This is a genomic window from Streptomyces sp. NPDC058685 (assembly GCF_042714725.1).
In the GTDB taxonomy this organism is placed as follows: Bacteria; Actinomycetota; Actinomycetes; order Streptomycetales; family Streptomycetaceae; genus Streptomyces.
This window is the reverse complement of sequence record NZ_JBHXSL010000029.1, coordinates 1-16,798: the sequence shown is the minus strand read 5'-3', so window position 1 is coordinate 16,798 and position 16,798 is coordinate 1. Positions and strand designations below refer to the sequence as shown.

Below are 16,798 nucleotides of genomic sequence, written 5' to 3'. Positions count from 1 at the left end.
GCGCGAACGGTCCCGCTCAGCTCTTGGCCGGCCCCCGCGTCCCAGCCGACCAACCGGAGCAGCCGCAGATGCAGCAGCCCCGTCACCGCCACCACCCCGAGCTGCACCAGCAGCGTCACCACCAGAGCGTTCTCCGCGCCCAGCTCGACCGACACCGCCTCGCCGCCGGATCGCCGGGATGCTGCGGCAACATTTCGGCGCCAGCGCTCACTGGCCCGCCCTCGGCGAGACTGTGAGCCCGGTGCTGGACGCCTGCACCACCGGCCGGACCGCGGCCGTCGCCCGGACCTCCACCCGCATCCCTGGACCTGCTCCGCTGCGCCATTCGGCCCCGGTTCGCTCGCGCGCTGTGCCGGACCGAGGTGTTGTTGACCGGATGCGTGCCGAGGTCCGGCGCATGGGTGGCGTCGGGCCCTCGACCCGGGGAAGGACATGACATGCACATATCTGCACCTAGGGCGAGCCGGCGGTGTCATGCCGCGGTCCTCGCCGCGGTGGTGATCTGCTCGACGGCATTTGCCGGACCGGTTCACAGTCCGGCCGGGGGCGCGCCGCCCCCTTCCGTGCCCGCCCCGCAGCTGGACTGGAAACCCTGCGTCCAGGGCAGTCCGTTCGACTGCGCGACCGCGAAGGTCCCCCTCGACTACGACGATGCAAGTGGCCGCACCATCGAACTCGCCGTCGTCAAACGGAAGGCCACCGGTCCCGGACAGCGCATCGGCACCTTGTTCTTCAATCCCGGCGGTCCCGGCGGCCCCGGAACAGTCCAGATGCCACAGAACTACGAGTCCTTCCCGCGCGAGGTGCGGGAGCGGTTCGACATCGTCAGCTGGGACCCCCGCGGCATCGGCAACAGCACCGCGGTGAACTGCTTCGCGACTCCCGAGGAAGCCGCAGACTGGGCTGCGAGCAAAGCGGCAGGCTTCCCGGTGGGAGAGAAGGAGCGGGCGGCCTTCGCCGCCGCGTACGAGGAACTGGGCCGGCGCTGTGAGCAGCGCGCCCCCGAGCTCCTGCGCCATGTGTCGACCGCCGAGAACGCTCGCGACCTCGACCAGCTTCGCAAGGCGGTGGGTGAGCAGCAGCTCACCTACTACGGGATCTCTTACGGCACGTACCTGGGCGCGACCTATGCGAACCTCTTCCCCGGCAGGGTCCGCGCCATGGTCTTCGACGCCAACTGGGACCCGCGGGCCTGGACGGACAACGCTTCCGACGAGCCCGCTCGGACCACGTCGTTCCAGCGCTTGGGCTCCGGCCGCAGCGCCGCGGAGACCGTGAAGCGGTTCCTCGCGTTGTGCGGATCCACGACGACCGCCCGCTGCGCGTTCTCCGCCGGCAACCCGAAGGCGACCCAGGACAAGTACGACCAGCTGCTGCAGCGGCTCCGAAAGGAACCCGTGGGCCCGTGGACCTACGCCGGCACAGTGGCCGACGTGGTGCACAGCCTCTACGACGTCCAGCTCGGGGGGACGGAACTCGCCGGCAGGCTGCAGGACCTGTGGCAGGGCCGCGTTCCGGAGCCGTCCCCCCTCCCGCCCCCGCCGCCGGTCCCCAACCCGAATCCGTACTTGGGGGAGGAACAGAGCACCGCGGTCTTCTGCGGCGACAGCCCCAACCCCCGGGACCCAGGTGCGTACGGCACCCTGGCTGACGCCGCGGCCGCCCGTACGGGGGACACCGGACGCTACTGGATCTGGGCCTCCGCGGGCTGTGCCTCTTGGCCGGCGGTCGCCGAGGACCGCTACCGCGGCCCGTGGAACAAGCCAACGGCGAACCCCATCCTGGTGGTCGGGAACACCTACGACCCCTCCACGCCCCTGCCCGCTGCGCAGGCCATGGCGAAGGAGCTGGCCAATGCCCGCCTGCTGACCCACGATGCGGTCGGGCACACGGCACTGTTCAACCCCAGCAGCTGCGTCAACGCATACGCAAGCCGCTACCTCATCGACGGTGCCCTCCCGCCGACCGGAACAGTGTGCCGTCAGGACGCGCCTCCCTTCGCCGCGCCCAAGCCTCGCGGCGGTGTGGACACCGGCGGGGGCGGGTTGGCCGTCGCCGCGCCGTAGGGCGGTATCGCCCGTCAGGCCGGATGAGTGCTCCGGCAGGCCCGCGTCTGCGCCTGCCGCTGCGCCTCGTCCCTCGCCGCGAGGTCGAAGCCCTCCACTCCCGTTGCCCATAGAGCTGCTCCCCGCGCGTTCGTGGAGCTTTCCTGCTGATGGTCCTCCCGTGAGAAGTGCGCCCCTCCAAGCCCGCAGCTCCAGGCCGGCAGTGCATCGCTGAGCTGTCGGATGGATGGCCGGGCGGGGGAGTGCTTGTGGCTGGGTTCCAAGCGGAGGTCGGCGCAGTCTCGGTTCTGACATGCACCCGGGGCCCCAGAGGGGAACGAAGACGTCTTACGAGGTGAGGGCGGGAGTCAGGACGACGTCTCGGGCACGGAGCCCGTGAGGCGGAGGGGCCAGGTGGGGCGGCGTTGACGCCGAGCGTGTCTTTGCCCGGTGCCGGGGCGTTGGTGTGACGTGTGCAGGGGGCGTGGAATGCCCTCAGGGGCTTGTAGAGGTCGGCGGCCCCGGGATCTGCCCGGCACCCGGGGCCGCCGCAGGTGCGGCTCCGTTGCCTTTCCAGGTCCGCACCGCTCGGCTGCCCATCCGGCCTACGCGGCATCATGGGGCGGTAGGGCGTGCATGGTCTTGTCGTCGTACGACGGCGAAGTTGGGTACGTGGTGAACGGAACGGGAGAGGGACGTACGAAGGTGACGGCAACGACCAGTGACATCCAGCAGGCTGCGGGGGTGCTGCGAGCGGGGGGCCTGGTGGCCCTGCCGACCGAGACCGTCTACGGTCTGGGCGCGAACGCCGAGGACCCCGCGGCCGTTGCTCGGATCTTCCGCGTCAAGGGGCGGCCGCCTTCTCACCCGCTGATCGTGCACATCGCCGCCGCGGACCAGTTGGACGACTGGGTTGAGGAAGTGCCTCTGGCGGCGCGGCTGCTGGCCGAACGCTTCTGGCCCGGCCCGCTGACCCTGGTCCTGCGACGCGGTCGGCGCGTGCCGCTGGAGGCGACCGGTGGCCTGGAGACGGTGGCAGTGCGCGTTCCCGACCACCCGGTGGCTCTCGCCCTGCTGTCGGCCTTCGGCGGCGGCGTCACGGCACCGTCCGCCAACCGCTTCGGCTCGGTCAGCCCCACCACCGCGCACCACGTCCGGGCGGAGCTCGGTGACGGCGTCGACTTCGTCCTGGACGGTGGGTCCTGCGAGGTCGGTGTCGAGTCGACCATTGTCGACGTCACGGGCGAGACACCGGCCATCCTGCGCCCCGGCGGGGTGACGCGCGAGGACCTCGAAGCGGTACTGGGGCGCCCGCTCTCCGTGCCTTCCACCAGCGGTGTGCGGGTGCCGGGGCAGCATCCCTCGCACTACGCACCGCGGGCGCGGGTTGTTCTCGTCGAGCCGGAGAAGGTCGTGTCCGAAGCCGAGCTCGCCCAGGAGGAGGGGCACCGGGTCGGTGTGTTCCTTCCCGCGCCCCTCGCCGGTGCTGCGGTCAGAGCGCACGCCGTGGTGGCCCTGCCCGAATCGCCGGCGGCTTACGCGAAGGGGCTGTACGGGTTCTTGCGTGAGCTCGACCGGCAGGGGTGCGACCTCATCGTCGCGTCCCTGCCGGTAGAGGAGGGGCTGGGGCTGGCAATCGCCAACCGGCTTCGCCGGGCCGCGGGGCCCCGGCTTCCTGCCTGAGCGGCTTCGGCCGACGACACCGCGGACGAGGCCGCCCGGCGTCTGCCCGTCCTTGAGGGCGGGAACGCGGTCCCCTTGAGCCGGAGCGACACGCCCCCTGTGCCAAGAATTCTTACAGAATAAGGGAACTTTCAGTCAGTCGGATCCTGGGAAATACCTGAAGCCTGAGTTCGCCTTGAGTGTCACCGGTCCTGAATTCGACCAGGATGCCCGTTGCGTTGCCATCTTCAGTGAGTCGAAGCAGGACTCCGCCTTCACGGTAGATGTCCAGGAGCTCATCGCCGGACGAGGTATTCCACGTCACCCTCACGGACTGGCCGACGGCATCATATGTGAAGGTGACGTCTTCGTCGGAAACCTCTCCCAATCTGAGGATCTGCACCGTCCCTTCGGTGCATTCAGGTTCCACCCCCAGAGCGTTTACGAATTCCTGCGGACTGGGAGTTACGAATTCTCTTGCCAAGGGGCTCACACACTTCCGAAACGGGTTGAATAGAGGCTGCTCAGATCGGCTTGGGCCAATTGCCATGCGGGCCGTGCAGGCGAGAACCCCTCGCCTGCACGGCTCTGTTGGCGGACGATCGAGCTAGCCCTTGAAGATTACCGTCGAGAACCTGTACGTACCGTCAGGCAGGATCTGCCAGGTGCTCGTGGCCCCTACTGCACCGTGCCGACCGTACAGGACTGATTCGGTCACGCCAAATTCCCCCCACTGGTTCGTGAACTTCTCGGAAAACCCGTTTTTGGTTGCATCCCGCAAATGATTGGCTACGAATTCGCGAGACGCCGGAGTGTCGTCGAAGCCGACCTTCTTCAGCTGGGCCGCGTTCTGCTTTGCCCGTGGCGAGTTATGGTCGTCCTTCTTGATGTTCTTATTGAAGAGGTAGTCCATTTTTCGCGGATCGATATTCGCGTTGACTACTTCTTCAGCTACTTCCTTTCCGCCCTTCTTTGTGGCCGCGCCCAACAGCTCCTTGATGGCCTTCTTCACCAGGCCGCCTATATTGAGCAGCGAAGCAGCCTCGGTGAAGTCTTTCCCGGAGTCGTGTGCCTTTGAGTCGGTGTCGAGTCCATGCTTCTCTTCGAACTTCTTGACCGAGTCTTCGGCGCCCCCGCAGTTGGCTCCGAACCAGCACCACGGTTCCGTGACGTACTCGAGGAAGTCGAGGGTCGCGCCTCCTACCTCGGCGGCGCCTCCCAGTGCGTCCTTGAAGCTGCCTTCGGCGCGCGGGTCCGGCGGCTCGTTGCTGTCGCAGATTCCGTAGTTGCGCTTGACGAGCGGGCAGGAGTCTCCGCCTGAGGAGGAGATGCGGCTGGCGCTGCCCATGGTGGTCATGCCACCGGATCCGGAGTTTGTGCTGCGGAGGTTGCTGTAGTAGGTCCTCACTGCGTTGATCAAGCGGATGATCGCGCGGATGATGCGGAAGATGGCGCCGAAGAACTTGCCGTCCGGGTCGGCGAAGGTCACGGGGTTGTTGTTGCTGTAGGCGTACCCGTTGATCTGTTGCGGGTCTTTGAGGTCCGCGATCGGGTCGACGCTGATGAATCGCCCGGTGGACGGGTCGTACTCGCGGGCTCCGAGGTGAGTCAGGCCTGTGGGGTCCTGGGTTCCGTTGACGAAGCCCTTGCTGCCGGCCCATGCCTGAGGCGCGGAGCCTCTGGCTTCGCCGAACGGGGTCATCTGACGTCGTGTGACCGCCTGGGTTGCCGCGTCGACCTGGACGTTGGCGGTCCCGTTGTGATCGCTCGCCGTCCAGGTCAGGGCATTGGGCGTGCGGATGGCGACTACTTTTCCGCCGTGCTCGTAGTAGCGGGTTGCCTCGACCTTGCTGGTTGCCTTGTCGAGGCGGAGTTCGGTCTCTCCGAGGTAGAGGGTGGATCCGGTGTTGTCGCGGCGGATGAGCCGGTTGCCGTCGGCGTCGTTGAGGTACGAAGTGGTGGTGCCGTCGGCCTCGGTGACCTTGGCGAGCGTGGTCTCCGGGTTGTCCCAGTCGAGAGTCTGCTTCTTCCCGGAGACCGTGCGGGTCTGCATGTTGCCCGCAGGGTCATAGGTGTAGCTGTTGCTGGTCTTGGTGCCGTCCGCCCGTGTCGTCTCCGTTGAGGAGAGCGCGTGCGGGCGGGGCTGATCACTGGTCTTGTAGGTGTACTTCGTGGTCGCCGGGCCCCCGGAGGCCAGATGATTCGTGACCGTCTCACGGTTTCCGGCGCTGTCGTAGGTGAACGACTGCCAGTACGGCGCGGTCCCGCCCACGTTCGCACTCGCGGGCGTGGTCGCACAGGTCGAGGTCGCGGTCCAGGCCGCCTTGAGCCTGCGGTGGCCGTCGTAGGTGAAACACTGCTTGTCGCCGCTCGCGCCTGCGCGTTCGTCAACCTCGATCGGGTTGCCCGCCGGGTCGTAGCGGTAGTTGACGTCGGAGTCTGTTCCTGCGTTCGACTCGGACACGACGGTCTGGCGAGCGAGGCGCTTGGTGCCGTCCTCGTAAGAGGAGTTGACCTCGGTCCACTTGGCAGTGGAGGAGACGCCGAGTGTTGTACGGATCTGCTCGCCTGCCGGGAGATAGTCCGTGTTCTGGACGATCCCGGTCAGGCCTCCGAGCGTGTCGGGGTTGCCCTGATCGGTGTAGCCGTAGTCGAGGGTCTCCGCAGCGAGGCCGCCCATGGCGGGGATGGTGCGCTTCTGCAGACTCCCGTCAAGGTTGAAGGCGTTGGTGATGGTGTAGGTACCGGTCCCGGCGAGAGCGCCCTCCTTGGAGCTGATCGTGTACTGCTCCTTGAGGACCCGATAGGCCTTGTCGTACGACGCGTTGGTCTTGGCGTAGACGTCGCCGCTCTTGCCGCCCACGTACCGGATGGCCGACGTGAGTTGCCCCTTGGCAACGGTGTCGTAGGACCAGCGCGCAAGGTACTTGGCGTCTGCGGGGGCCGGCTTGCCGTCTACTACAGGGACTTTGCCGTCAAGCTTTCCGGTTGGCCTCCCGAGGAGGTCGTAGGTGAAGCCGAGCGTCTTGCTGCGATTGTCAGTGGCTGAGACGACTTGGTCCAGCGCGTTGTACTCGCTGGTCGAGGAACCCGAGTCGGGGTCGGTCGACTTGGTTTTCCGGCCGAGGAAGTCGTACTCGTACGCCCACGTGTTCTGGTCATCGTCCCTGACCGTGGTCATGCGGCCGGCGTGGTCGTAGTCGTAGGTGAGTTTCGTGAAGCTGGTGCCGGCAGTGTTCCCGCTGTACTCGAGCTTCTCGACGAGTTGGCCGCGCGCGTCGACCTTCTCCCGCACCGCGGACGCTCCGGCGGGCGGCTCCACGAGGGTGGCGTCGCCCAGGTAGGTGTTCTTGGTGCGCGAGAACTCCTTGCCCAGGGCCATCGACTTCTCGATCGTGGGACGTGCCGCGCCATCGTAGGTGACCTCGGTGCCGCTGGGAGGGGCGCTGAGCAGTGCGGCGAGCTTGCCTTCCGGTGCCGTGGTGTCGACGTAGTCCGCTGCTGTCTCGACCTCAAGACCACGGCTGTCGTACTTGGTCTCGGTGACGATGCGGCCGTTGCCGGCGGCTGCCGGTGCCTGGGTCTGGCGAGGCCTCAGCAGCGCGTCGTAGAGGGCGTAGGAGATGCGGTACGTGGTGCCGTCGTTCTTGAGGGCCTTGGTGGCTACCCAGCTGGCGCCGGAGCTCTGGATCTTGTACTCGAACTTGTGCGACGGGGCGTGGTTCGCGCCGCGGTCGCGGTCGGCGAGCCAGACGTCCGTCAGACGTCCAAGGGCGTCGTAGGCCAGCTCGGTGTGGTTGCCGTTCGGGTCGGTGGTGAGCGTCCTCAGGCCCCACTCGGGCGAGAGGTCATTGGTGACCGTATGGCCGAGTGCGTTGGTTTCCACCGTCTTCGTCAGCGGACCACCGGTGGCGGGAGTGTACTCGGCGTGCTTGGTGCGTGTGCCCACGCTGTCGAACTGGTCGACGGGGCGGCCGAGCGCGTCGTAGGTGGCCGTGCTGACGGTCTGGAGTTCAGCGGCGCCGGATGAGTAGCCGGTGACGCGCTGCGTGCGGGTGACGTCGCCCTTGGTCGGGGCGGCACCCCATGTCTGGTTGTCGAAGGTGGCCCGGACGTCGGAAATGACCTGGGTGGTCTTCGGGTCGCCGGTACGAGCGGGCGTTTCCGAGCAGCCCACCGAGACCTTCTCCACCCGCTTGGGCAGGTTCAGGATCCACGCCTGGGTGTTGGGCGCGTACTCGGTGCGGGTGCAGTCCTTTTCCCCGGCCGCGTCCTGCTCTTCGGTCAGGGCCAGACCGCTTGCGGGGTCGAAAGTCTTCTTGGTGGTGACGGTCATCTCGCCACCTGCGGACAGCGCCGTGCGGCTCACGGCCGTGACGGTGCGCACCATGTAGGCGTTGACGGTGCCGTAGGAGTGTGCGTCGGTGGCGGTGGTGGCCGACCAGGGAGTGTTGATCGTGGCGCTGACTTCACCGCCGTCGGTGCCGTTGAAGGTGATCTGCTCGCGGACCTGGCCTGCGAATTGTTCGGAGTCGGTCTTGGCAACCCCCTTCGAGTCGGTGACCGTCTCCTTGCGGGTGGTGCCGTCGGACTGCTTGTCGCCGTCCATGCCTCGGTAGTACAGGGAGGTGCTCTTCGAGCGCGTACCCGCGGGCTCGCCGGTGGTGGTGGTGACCTTCTGGTAGCCGCGCCAGATCCCCCACGAGCGGTACTTGGCGGGGGTGATGGGCGATTCGTCGTCGTAGGCCCAGGCGCCGCCACCGCTGTAGGTGTAGTCGGTCTGCTTCAGCGGGGCGCCACCGGTCGGATCGGACTCGGTGACCTGGGTGACGACGTACTTGTGGAACCAGTCGGTGCGCGGCTTCGGGTCGGTGCCCGGAGTCGGGTTCGACGGCGGGATCCACTTGACCGGGTAGCAACGCCTGGTGTTGGCGTCCAGCTTGTCGGGGATGCTGGTGCCGGCGAGGCAGTCCTCGGTGGAGTAGTTCACGGTCAAGACGGAGCCGCTCTCCGAAGTGATGGTCCGCACCCGCCACTTGATGAACGGAGCGACATCGTCACCGGTCTTGTCGACCCGGTTGTGCAGCTGGATTCCGCTGAACGTCACCGGCGGCAGCGCGACGTCGGTACCGGGCTTTCCCGTCTGCTGGATCGAGTTCAGCCACAGGCCGGGGCCGGAGCCGTCCCCCGGGTCAGGGAAGGATTGCTTCAGGCTCCACGTGTTGACGTCGAGGTAGTCGGTGTCCGCGCCCGTGCCGCTGCCGTCGAAGACCTGGGTGGTGACGTGCATCAGCCTCTTGCGGCTGAAGAACGACGGGGCCGGCTGGTCGGTGCACGGCTTGTCGGCCGCACAGATCTGGTCGAAGGGAACGTCCGGCCAGGCGTTGCGGTTGGACTCGGTCAGTGACGCGCAGGTCTCTCCCTCGGTGACCGGGAGACAGCGCTCGCCCACGGTGAATTGGACGCGGGCCGCGGCCGGCTGGGTGGTGGAGAAGAGGGCGTCGCTGCGTTGGCCGTAGTCGATGCGCTTGAGGTAGCCGCCGCGGGTGTAGGCGCTGCCGTTGCCGGTGGTCCCGTTCTTCGCGTAGTAGTTGGTTTCCTTGCCGTACCAGTACGTCATGGCGTTGCCGTGCGGGTCCACGACGTAGTCGAGGTTCCAGCGCCAGGCCTGGGAGAGCGAGCGGTCGGCGAAGCTGCTGCCCTTGTCGTAGCCGGGTTCGCCGGAGTCGTCGCCGAAGACGGGGACGGTCCAGGTCGAGCCGGTCTCGGGCTTGCCGGTCGCCCATCCGGGCAGGCGGTTCTTGCCGAACACGTACTGCGTGCCGTCGGTGGACGTCACCGTCCAGAACTCACCGTTGTCGTCGCCGTTGGTGGCACCGGTGCTGTGCACGACCCGTTCGCCGTCGTCGCTCTTGGGGCGCCACGTCTTCTTGGTCTCGTTCCAGACCAGCGGGGTGGACTTGCCGTTGAGGACGAGGGAGGCGTTGTTCTCCTTCCAGCACTGGTCGTACTTCTTGTCCTGGCCGTCGTCCTCGCAGCTGCCGTACGCCCGCTCGATGTACGAGCCGGACAGGTCGAAGCCCTCGCCGACCCAGGACGGCTGACTGCTCGTGGACGAGGTGCGTCCGTCCACGCTCTGTGCGGAGTAGCCGATGGACAGGTTGGGCGCCGGGCCGGCCGGGGCCGGTGGAGCGTCCAGCGGGTAGCTCCAGGTGAAGTCACCGTTGGAGCCGCCGGCCGACCAGGTGGAGGAGGCCGACAGCGGGGTCGCCTCGTACGTGCCCTGGTCGGATCCGGCGCCGGCGGAGACGGCCAGCACGGTCACACCCGACCTCGCCGAGGTGGCCGCGGGGGTGGTGATCTGCGCCGTGAGCTTCTGCTGCTCCGTGTTGTTGGCGGCTGGCACCGGGGAGACCTTGCGGCAGGCTGCCTTGGTGGGAGTGGTCAGGGCGCACTCGGGCAGTTGCACCACGCGTAGCCGGGAGGACCAGTTGCCGCCGTACGCGTCGGCGAACCGGCTGTAGTCGATGGTGGCGCCGAGTGCGGAGGAGGCGTTCTCGCCGTCGGCGCGGCGCACGCTGAACACCAGGCCCTCGACGCCGAGGCGCTGGGTGGTCTTCCGGTCCAGCACGTCGAGCGTTGCCTGCTCGGGGGCCTCGGTGCTGTTGGCGGCGCTCAGCGCCCGTTTGCCGCTCACCGTTCCGGGCTGGGACAAGGCGATGGGGACTCCGGCGGCCCTTGTCTGCTGCTTGCCGGACTCGGGTATGTCCAGCGTGACGGACTCCGCAGCGGGCCAGGTGACCTTCCGCGCCGCCTGCTCGCGGGTCCTCTTCGAGGCGGCAGCCGTCGGGTCCTTGATCTTCTTGGTCTTCGCGACGAACCGTTCGGCTGTGCCGTACTCGGCCTTCTGCAGCTTGCTGTGGTCTCGTTCGACAGCCTGAGCCGGGGCTGCTCCGAGCAGGGTGGCGACGACTGCTGAGGACACGGGCAGAACGACAGCCGCCAAGCGGCGGCGGCCGGCTCTGCTCCACGCCCATCGGCTGTGCAGCCCTGAGGTACGCCTGGACACGGGGATCTCCGCATTCTGAAGGGCGCGGTGCCGCACACCGGGTTCAGCCGGTACGCGGCACCGCGCGTGGGTGAGGTGGTGCTCTGTTGGCGGGTGCGGTCAGCCGATGTCGATGGGCGGTTCGTCGACGATGGAGAGCTGTGTGATCTCCGCTTCGCTGAGCACGCCGGCGTACATCCGCATGTCGTCGAGCTGACCGGGCAGTGCGTTGCCCCAATCACCGGTGTCGTGGCGACGCGCGCCACCGATCATGACCGGGCCGGTGCTCTGGAAGACGTCGTTGACGAGGACGCCTTCTTCGTCGCCTTGGCGCTCGCCGGTGACGTAGAGCTTGGCCGACTGGTTGGCCGAGTCGAAGACACCGACCACGTGGATCCAGCCACCAGGCGGATTGACCTCGTCGGACACGGTGGTCGCGGCCGGGCCGTCGAGCACGTCGGTCGCGTACACGCCGAAGTTCCAGTCGCCGACGGACTCCCCGGCTTCCTGCCGGTACCAGAGACGGAACGCGTTCCGGTTCGCTCCGGGGTGGGCGAAGACCGTCGGTGAGTGCGCGCTGGTGGTGTCCTCGAGCTTGGACTGCGATTCGAGATTCACCCAGCCGGCGACGGTGAAGCTGCCCGACTCGTCGAGTTTGACCGGCGCGGTGGCTCTGCCCAGCACGTCGGCGTCGAGACTCAGCACGTTGCCGTGGGCGTAGTCGTCGGTGGTGGTGAACGTGGATCCGCTCTGCAGGGACAGCGTGTTGCCCCGGCCGCTGCTGTCGAGTCCGGTGGTGCCGGCAGTCTCATCCAGCGCCCAGTGGGCGAGCAGCTCGGCCTGCGGATGACCGGTGCCCGGGTTCTCCAGGTTGGCCAGCCCCTGCAGTTCGTCGGGGTAGACGACCCGGTTGAACACCGCGGCCTGATCGACTTCGGCGTCCAGCTGGTTGCTCGTGCCCCAGCGGCCGATCTCGAAGGGACCGTTCGCGGCCCAGGGGGTGGTGAAGGCGGTTTCCGCGTTCAGCTTGCCGTTGACGTACAGACGAATCTTCTGTGCCTGCCGGTCGTACACGCCCAGCAGGTGGGTCCACGCGCCGAGTACGGGGGGCTTGGCGCCGATCGCGCGGACGATGGTGGCGCCGCCGTCGTCGGTTGCGTCCTTGTCGTACCGGTTGAAGACCCAGCGGTCGTAGGAGGTGGAGTAGTACAGCTGGAAGCCGCCAACTGTCGTGCCGCGCTGCTGCATGACCGTCGACTGGGTCTTGGAGTTCAGCTTGACCCAGCTGGATACGGCGAAGCTGCCGGTGGTGTCCACGACCGGCCCGGCGGCCGCGGCGTAGCCGTTGCCGGCCGTGCTCTTGAAGCCCTTGCCCAGGCGGGCCTTGGCGGTCCAGCTTCCCTCGGTCACGGTGAGGGGGTGGTTGGTCCCCTGCGTGTTGGCGGCCGTGGTGCCGGTTCCCTCGTCGAACTTCCACACGCCGACGGGCGCCGCGGCTCGGGCGACGTTGAAGAGGTAGTCGCGGGTCTCTCCGGGGTTGCCGGCCGCGTCGAAGGTCTGTACGCGCAGGGTGTTGGTGAGTCGCTTGTCCGGGGTGATGGTCACCGTGTGGCTCGCCGTGTTGGCGGTGTAGGACTTGTCCTCCACCTTGATGCCGTTGAGGTAGGTGACGTAGCGACGGACGTCAGTGGCACCGGCGGTGATGGTGAACTTGCCGGTCATACCGACGCTGCCGGTCTCCGGGGAGCTGGTGCAGCTGGTGCCGGCGCACTCGGGGTACTGGTTGTTCACCGAGGTGATGGTCGGCTTCGGCGGGCCCTTGGAGTCCACCTTGAAGTAGCAGTACGAGGACCAGGGCCCGTACAGGTACCCCGTGGTGCCGCCGTAGGTGTACTTGTACTCCGTCCGCGCGCGGAAGTGGTACGTGGTGTTCTCGGCCAGCGCGGCGGTCGGCATGGTGCCGGCGGTGCCGCTGGCGGTCCAGGTGCTCGGCTTCAGGGAGGTCGGCGAGGTGCTGCTGCCCGCGTACAGCTCGAAGTTGGGGCGCAGGATCGCCTGCGAGCCGTCCGACGACGTCGGGGTCGCGGTGAGCCGCGGTGTGGTGTCGCGGATGATCGCGGGGCTGCTCGAAGCCGAGCAGGACACGTTGGGGTCCGACATCTTCACCGACGAGGGCTTCGCCGTCGGCGGGGAGACGTAGGTGATGGACAGAACGGGCTTGCGGCCGGTCGTGGAGTCCGAGTCCTTGGGGGACATGAACTGCTTCCACGCGATCGGGTCGCTCTCGCTCGCCCTCAGCCCCAGCGTGGTCGTGGTCGACTTGGCCTTCGCCGTGTAGGCGACCGCGGCCGTCGCGTCGAACTCGACTGTTCCGTCCGGGCAACCGGACGAGTGGCCCTTGGCCGCGGAGACCGTGTCGACCTTCGAGGACCAGGACAGCGAGGAGGACCACTTGGTGGACGAGGAGATGCTGCCCGTGCGCCACAGCTCGATGTTGCGCTTCTCGCAGTTCGCCGACCAGATCTCGTACGCGGAGAAGTCGGCGTGCAGGATCTTCTTGCCGGCCACACTGCGGGTGTCGAACTGGAAGAGCGAACGGGCCTTCTTGTTGTCCACGTACGCGTCGTAGCCCACGCCGAGCGCGTGGCTGGTGTTCCAGAAGGTGGAGCTGCTCTCGTTGGACCACAGGGCGGTCCAGCCGGTCAGCTTCCCTGCCACGGTGGGCGGGTCGATCACGACCGGGTACGTGGTCTTCGGGTCGGCCAGGAACTCCTGGTCCGGCACCACCGTCAACTTGTCCTGCTCGGCCGCCATGTCGGCGATCGCGGTACGCGCTTCGGCAGGCGGGCTGACCGCGTCCACCGGGTCCACCGGATCGGCGTCGGAGACGACCGCGGACCTGGCACTCGCTGCGGACTTGGCGCCCGCTGCGGACTTGGGGGCGGCGGCCGCGGGTCCGGCGTCCCACATCAGCGGCGCGCTGTTGATGAACGCGGGGTGGCCCCCAGCGTCCACCAGCGACACGGCACCGTCGTGGTTGCGTACGGTCAGCCCGTCGGTCTTGACCGGGTAGCGGATGGTTTTGAGCTCTGCCGCGGCCTGGGGTGTGTGCACCACCAGGTTCTGGGTGAAGCCGTCGGGCAGTACCTGCACCACCAGGTCGACGTCGGGGCGCACCGACTTGTACACGGCGTGCGAGCCGTCCAGAACCGGCTGGGGAAGAGTCCAGGGCGAATAGACCTCGTAGGAGTGCCCACCTCGCTCGAAGCGGACCATCGGAGCCTTGTTCCCGCCGGCGGACAACGTCATGTCCAGCGCCGCCTTCGGCGCCACGGTGCCGTCGTCGGTCCGGACGAGGGTGGTGTCCACGGCCGCCCAGCCCGCTCCCCGTCGCACGCGCTCGATCGATGCGGAGCTCTCCGTGGTGAACGTGCCATCAGGATTGGCGAAGACCTGACCGGTCTCGGTCGTCAGACCGGCAACCTCGACACGGCGCCCCTCCTTGGCCGCGGCCTGGGACGCCTGCTGCTCGGCAGATGCCGCAGGCAGGCGGTCGTCCTCCCAGAAGGCCTTCCCCTTGCCGGCCTCATCCGCCGGCGTGTGGGACACCGCCTCGGCGCGTTCGGCATCGTTCGCCGCCGCCGTTCCCACTGGTGCCAGCAAGCTACCTAGGATCGCCGCGCCCGCGGCGATCCCCACTACCCCGGATACGGGGCGTCGGTGACGCCCCATCCCCCCACGACTCATCCCCAAGACCCTCACTGCGTGCAGAAAACGTGTGATCGACCAGCGGACTCTAATGATCTTTTAAGGCTTGGTCTATGGCCGTAAACGTGACAAGAGGCTCTTAAATGATCAAGCGGGCAGGTTCAGGGTAACGATTGGCCACGATCGTTAATGAGGCCCCGTCAGCTTGCTGCCGGGGACTCTGTGTCTGTGCGGTGGGGTTTTCGGGGCTGGGGGCGGGTTGAGGGCCCGGCCTTCGCGTCGGGTGGGCGCCGGGTTCCAGAGTTGCCGACCACGGCATCAACTCGTCGTCGGCAAGCGGGGCAGAGCAGCGAACCGTACGTCGCTTCGCCCGGTGGTTTCCCAACACTCTTGCCCTCACCGCCAAGCGCGCCGTTTACGCTCTCGACACTCCCGGCGACCCCGGCCGGAGCATCCAATCGGAACCGATGTGGCAGCCGAGCGCGTGGCGTATGCGGCTGTATCGCGCCATGCCCACAAGCGAGAGCGCAGGAGTGCAGACCGCACCTCGACCGTGCGGGGATCCGCCGCTGTGCTCTGTGCGTACGCTCTGGTTGCCCGGCGTGCTCTGCAACGAATCGTGCGCGCTTGACGCCTGCCTGCAGGGCGTGCGACGTGTCCGTCGCTCCGCTGCGGACCCGATGGCAGTACTACGCGCCCGGGGTGTTCAGGGCGCAACTCGGCTATGTCCGCGGCCGACTGACCGCTCGTGACCCGCCCTGGGGACGTCGGCCGGTGTATGCCGTCGCTGTCATGGCCGACCCGGGGTTCCCGTCTCCGCGAAACACGGCCGCCGTGCCCTGCGGTAGCGGACCAGCCGTGGGCGGCTGGTCATGTGATGGCTGGCTTGGTCCCGTCGGGCAGCGCGCAGACGTAGCCGGCGTAGGGCTGCGAAATGACCTGCCCGCCGGCGGCCGTGCATTCGTCTCTGGAGATGTTCGGCAGCGAGGCGGCCCCGGCGCTGACGGCACCGACTGCGCTCGCTCCGGCAAGGGTTGCCGCGGCCAGGGCAAGGCCCAGGATTCTACGCAGACGCATGACTTCCTCCTCTCAGGCGCCTTCGTTCGGCCTTCGGGAAGGACAAGTGTCAAGACGACGGCGCCCTCCTACTCAGGATGGGCTCTCCGCACGAGGCCCGCGAGCCGAGGCCGGGCACTCCGCCGGGCGGTGACTGCTTGGCTCCGTAATGTGACCATTGTCCGGACTCATGTACTCGCGTGGTACGGCGACGACACGGACTGGTCCAGCTGCGGCGGGCGGATACATGCGCAACAAGGCCTGGACAATTGACAACAACGGATACCAGGGCTCGTACGAAGACGTGCTCGCCTACTGGGACAACGGGTACACACGTGCTCGCGCTGCATCGACTACGGCTCCCGGTATGAGCTCGCGTACGGGAAGTTCCGGCGTAACGGCTCCGGCGGTGGTGAGCTCATGAATAGCAACGTCTCCAGCCACCACTGGACGCACGCCTGCAGCGAGAACCCGGTCTGCATCGACTGACCGGACCCCCTCGTCTCAGCCTGCCGGGACAGCAGACATGCTGTCCCGGCAGGCTCCGTGCGACACGCGTCGTGGGTCACGTCAATGTGGCGGTACTGCTGGCCGTCATGGTCTTCGTGCGGCTTCGCCGACGGACCGAGGCGCGCAGCCGACTGGATGAGAAGGTGACCGTCATCCTGGTGCTGTCGCTGGGCGTGCTGCTCGCGCCAACGCCGGCAGGAGATTGGATCTCACGCAGGCCAGCAAGGCGTAACCCTGAACATCGAGTTCGAGTGCAGCGATGGGGTGCGGCTTTCGTCCAGGTCGACGAATCCGTCACGTTGGGCGACCGGGACCGGCCGGGCGCGATCCCATTCAGCTCCTCCGGCTTCACCAGCACGCACTCGCCGCCCGCGTCGAAGCCTGCGTCTTTGCTGCGCCGAGGACGCTTGGGGCACCGACTGCCGGGCTGGGCTCAGCGGTCGGTGAGCATGCCGGCGCGGAGCTTCGCCAGGGTGCGGGTCAGCAGACGGGAGACGTGCATCTGGGAGATGCCGAGCTCCTTGCCGATCTCGGCCTGCGTCATCTCCTGGCCGAAGCGCATCTGCAGGATGTGCCGCTCACGGTCGTCGAGCTGTCCGAGCAGTGGCGCGAGGGCGTGGAGGTTCTCCGTCAGTTCCATCGCCGGATCGATGTCGCCGAGCAGGTCGGCGTAGGCACGGCCGCTTCCGGCGCCGGTGGGCGCGTCGTCGCTGTCGGCGTTCGGGGTGTCGAGGGAGCCGGCGGTGTAGCCGTTGGCGGCGACCAGGCC

At 67.7% G+C, this 16,798-nt stretch carries 6 protein-coding genes and 1 pseudogene; 3 read left to right on the top strand and 4 right to left on the bottom strand.

Annotated elements, in window-relative coordinates:
• Nucleotides 1-563: 563 nt before the first annotated feature.
• A complete protein-coding gene (locus ACFWU3_RS22465) occupies nt 564-2,066 on the top strand; it encodes an alpha/beta hydrolase (protein WP_384440309.1) in 1,503 nt (500 codons plus the stop codon).
• Between the two features lie 684 nt (nt 2,067-2,750).
• Nucleotides 2,751-3,728 carry an L-threonylcarbamoyladenylate synthase gene (locus ACFWU3_RS22460; RefSeq protein ID WP_384440306.1) on the top strand — a complete coding sequence of 326 codons (978 nt, stop codon included), beginning with the start codon at nt 2,751-2,753 and terminating at the stop codon, nt 3,726-3,728.
• Between the two features lie 586 nt (nt 3,729-4,314).
• Here ACFWU3_RS22460 and ACFWU3_RS22455 read toward each other — a convergent pair.
• A complete protein-coding gene (locus ACFWU3_RS22455; protein WP_384440303.1) occupies nt 4,315-10,692 on the bottom strand; it encodes an RHS repeat-associated core domain-containing protein in 6,378 nt (2,125 codons plus the stop codon).
• Nucleotides 10,693-10,875: 183 nt separating this feature from the next.
• On the bottom strand, nt 10,876-14,418 hold the full coding sequence (locus ACFWU3_RS22450) for a LamG domain-containing protein (protein ID WP_384440300.1): 3,543 nt from the start codon (nt 14,416-14,418) through the stop codon (nt 10,876-10,878).
• Between the two features lie 413 nt (nt 14,419-14,831).
• Here ACFWU3_RS22450 and ACFWU3_RS22445 point away from each other — a divergent pair.
• A pseudogene (locus ACFWU3_RS22445) lies at nt 14,832-14,942 on the top strand (alpha/beta hydrolase); the annotation flags it as partial.
• Nucleotides 14,943-15,333: 391 nt separating this feature from the next.
• On the opposite strand, the gene ACFWU3_RS22440 reads toward ACFWU3_RS22445, so the two are convergent.
• Together ACFWU3_RS22440 and ACFWU3_RS22435 are read right to left on the bottom strand one after the other, a co-directional pair.
• Nucleotides 15,334-15,540 carry a hypothetical protein gene (locus ACFWU3_RS22440; protein ID WP_384440297.1) on the bottom strand — a complete coding sequence of 69 codons (207 nt, stop codon included), beginning with the start codon at nt 15,538-15,540 and terminating at the stop codon, nt 15,334-15,336.
• Between the two features lie 922 nt (nt 15,541-16,462).
• Nucleotides 16,463-16,798: sigma-70 family RNA polymerase sigma factor (locus ACFWU3_RS22435; RefSeq protein ID WP_384440294.1), on the bottom strand; the 336-nt coding region annotated here is incomplete at its 5' end.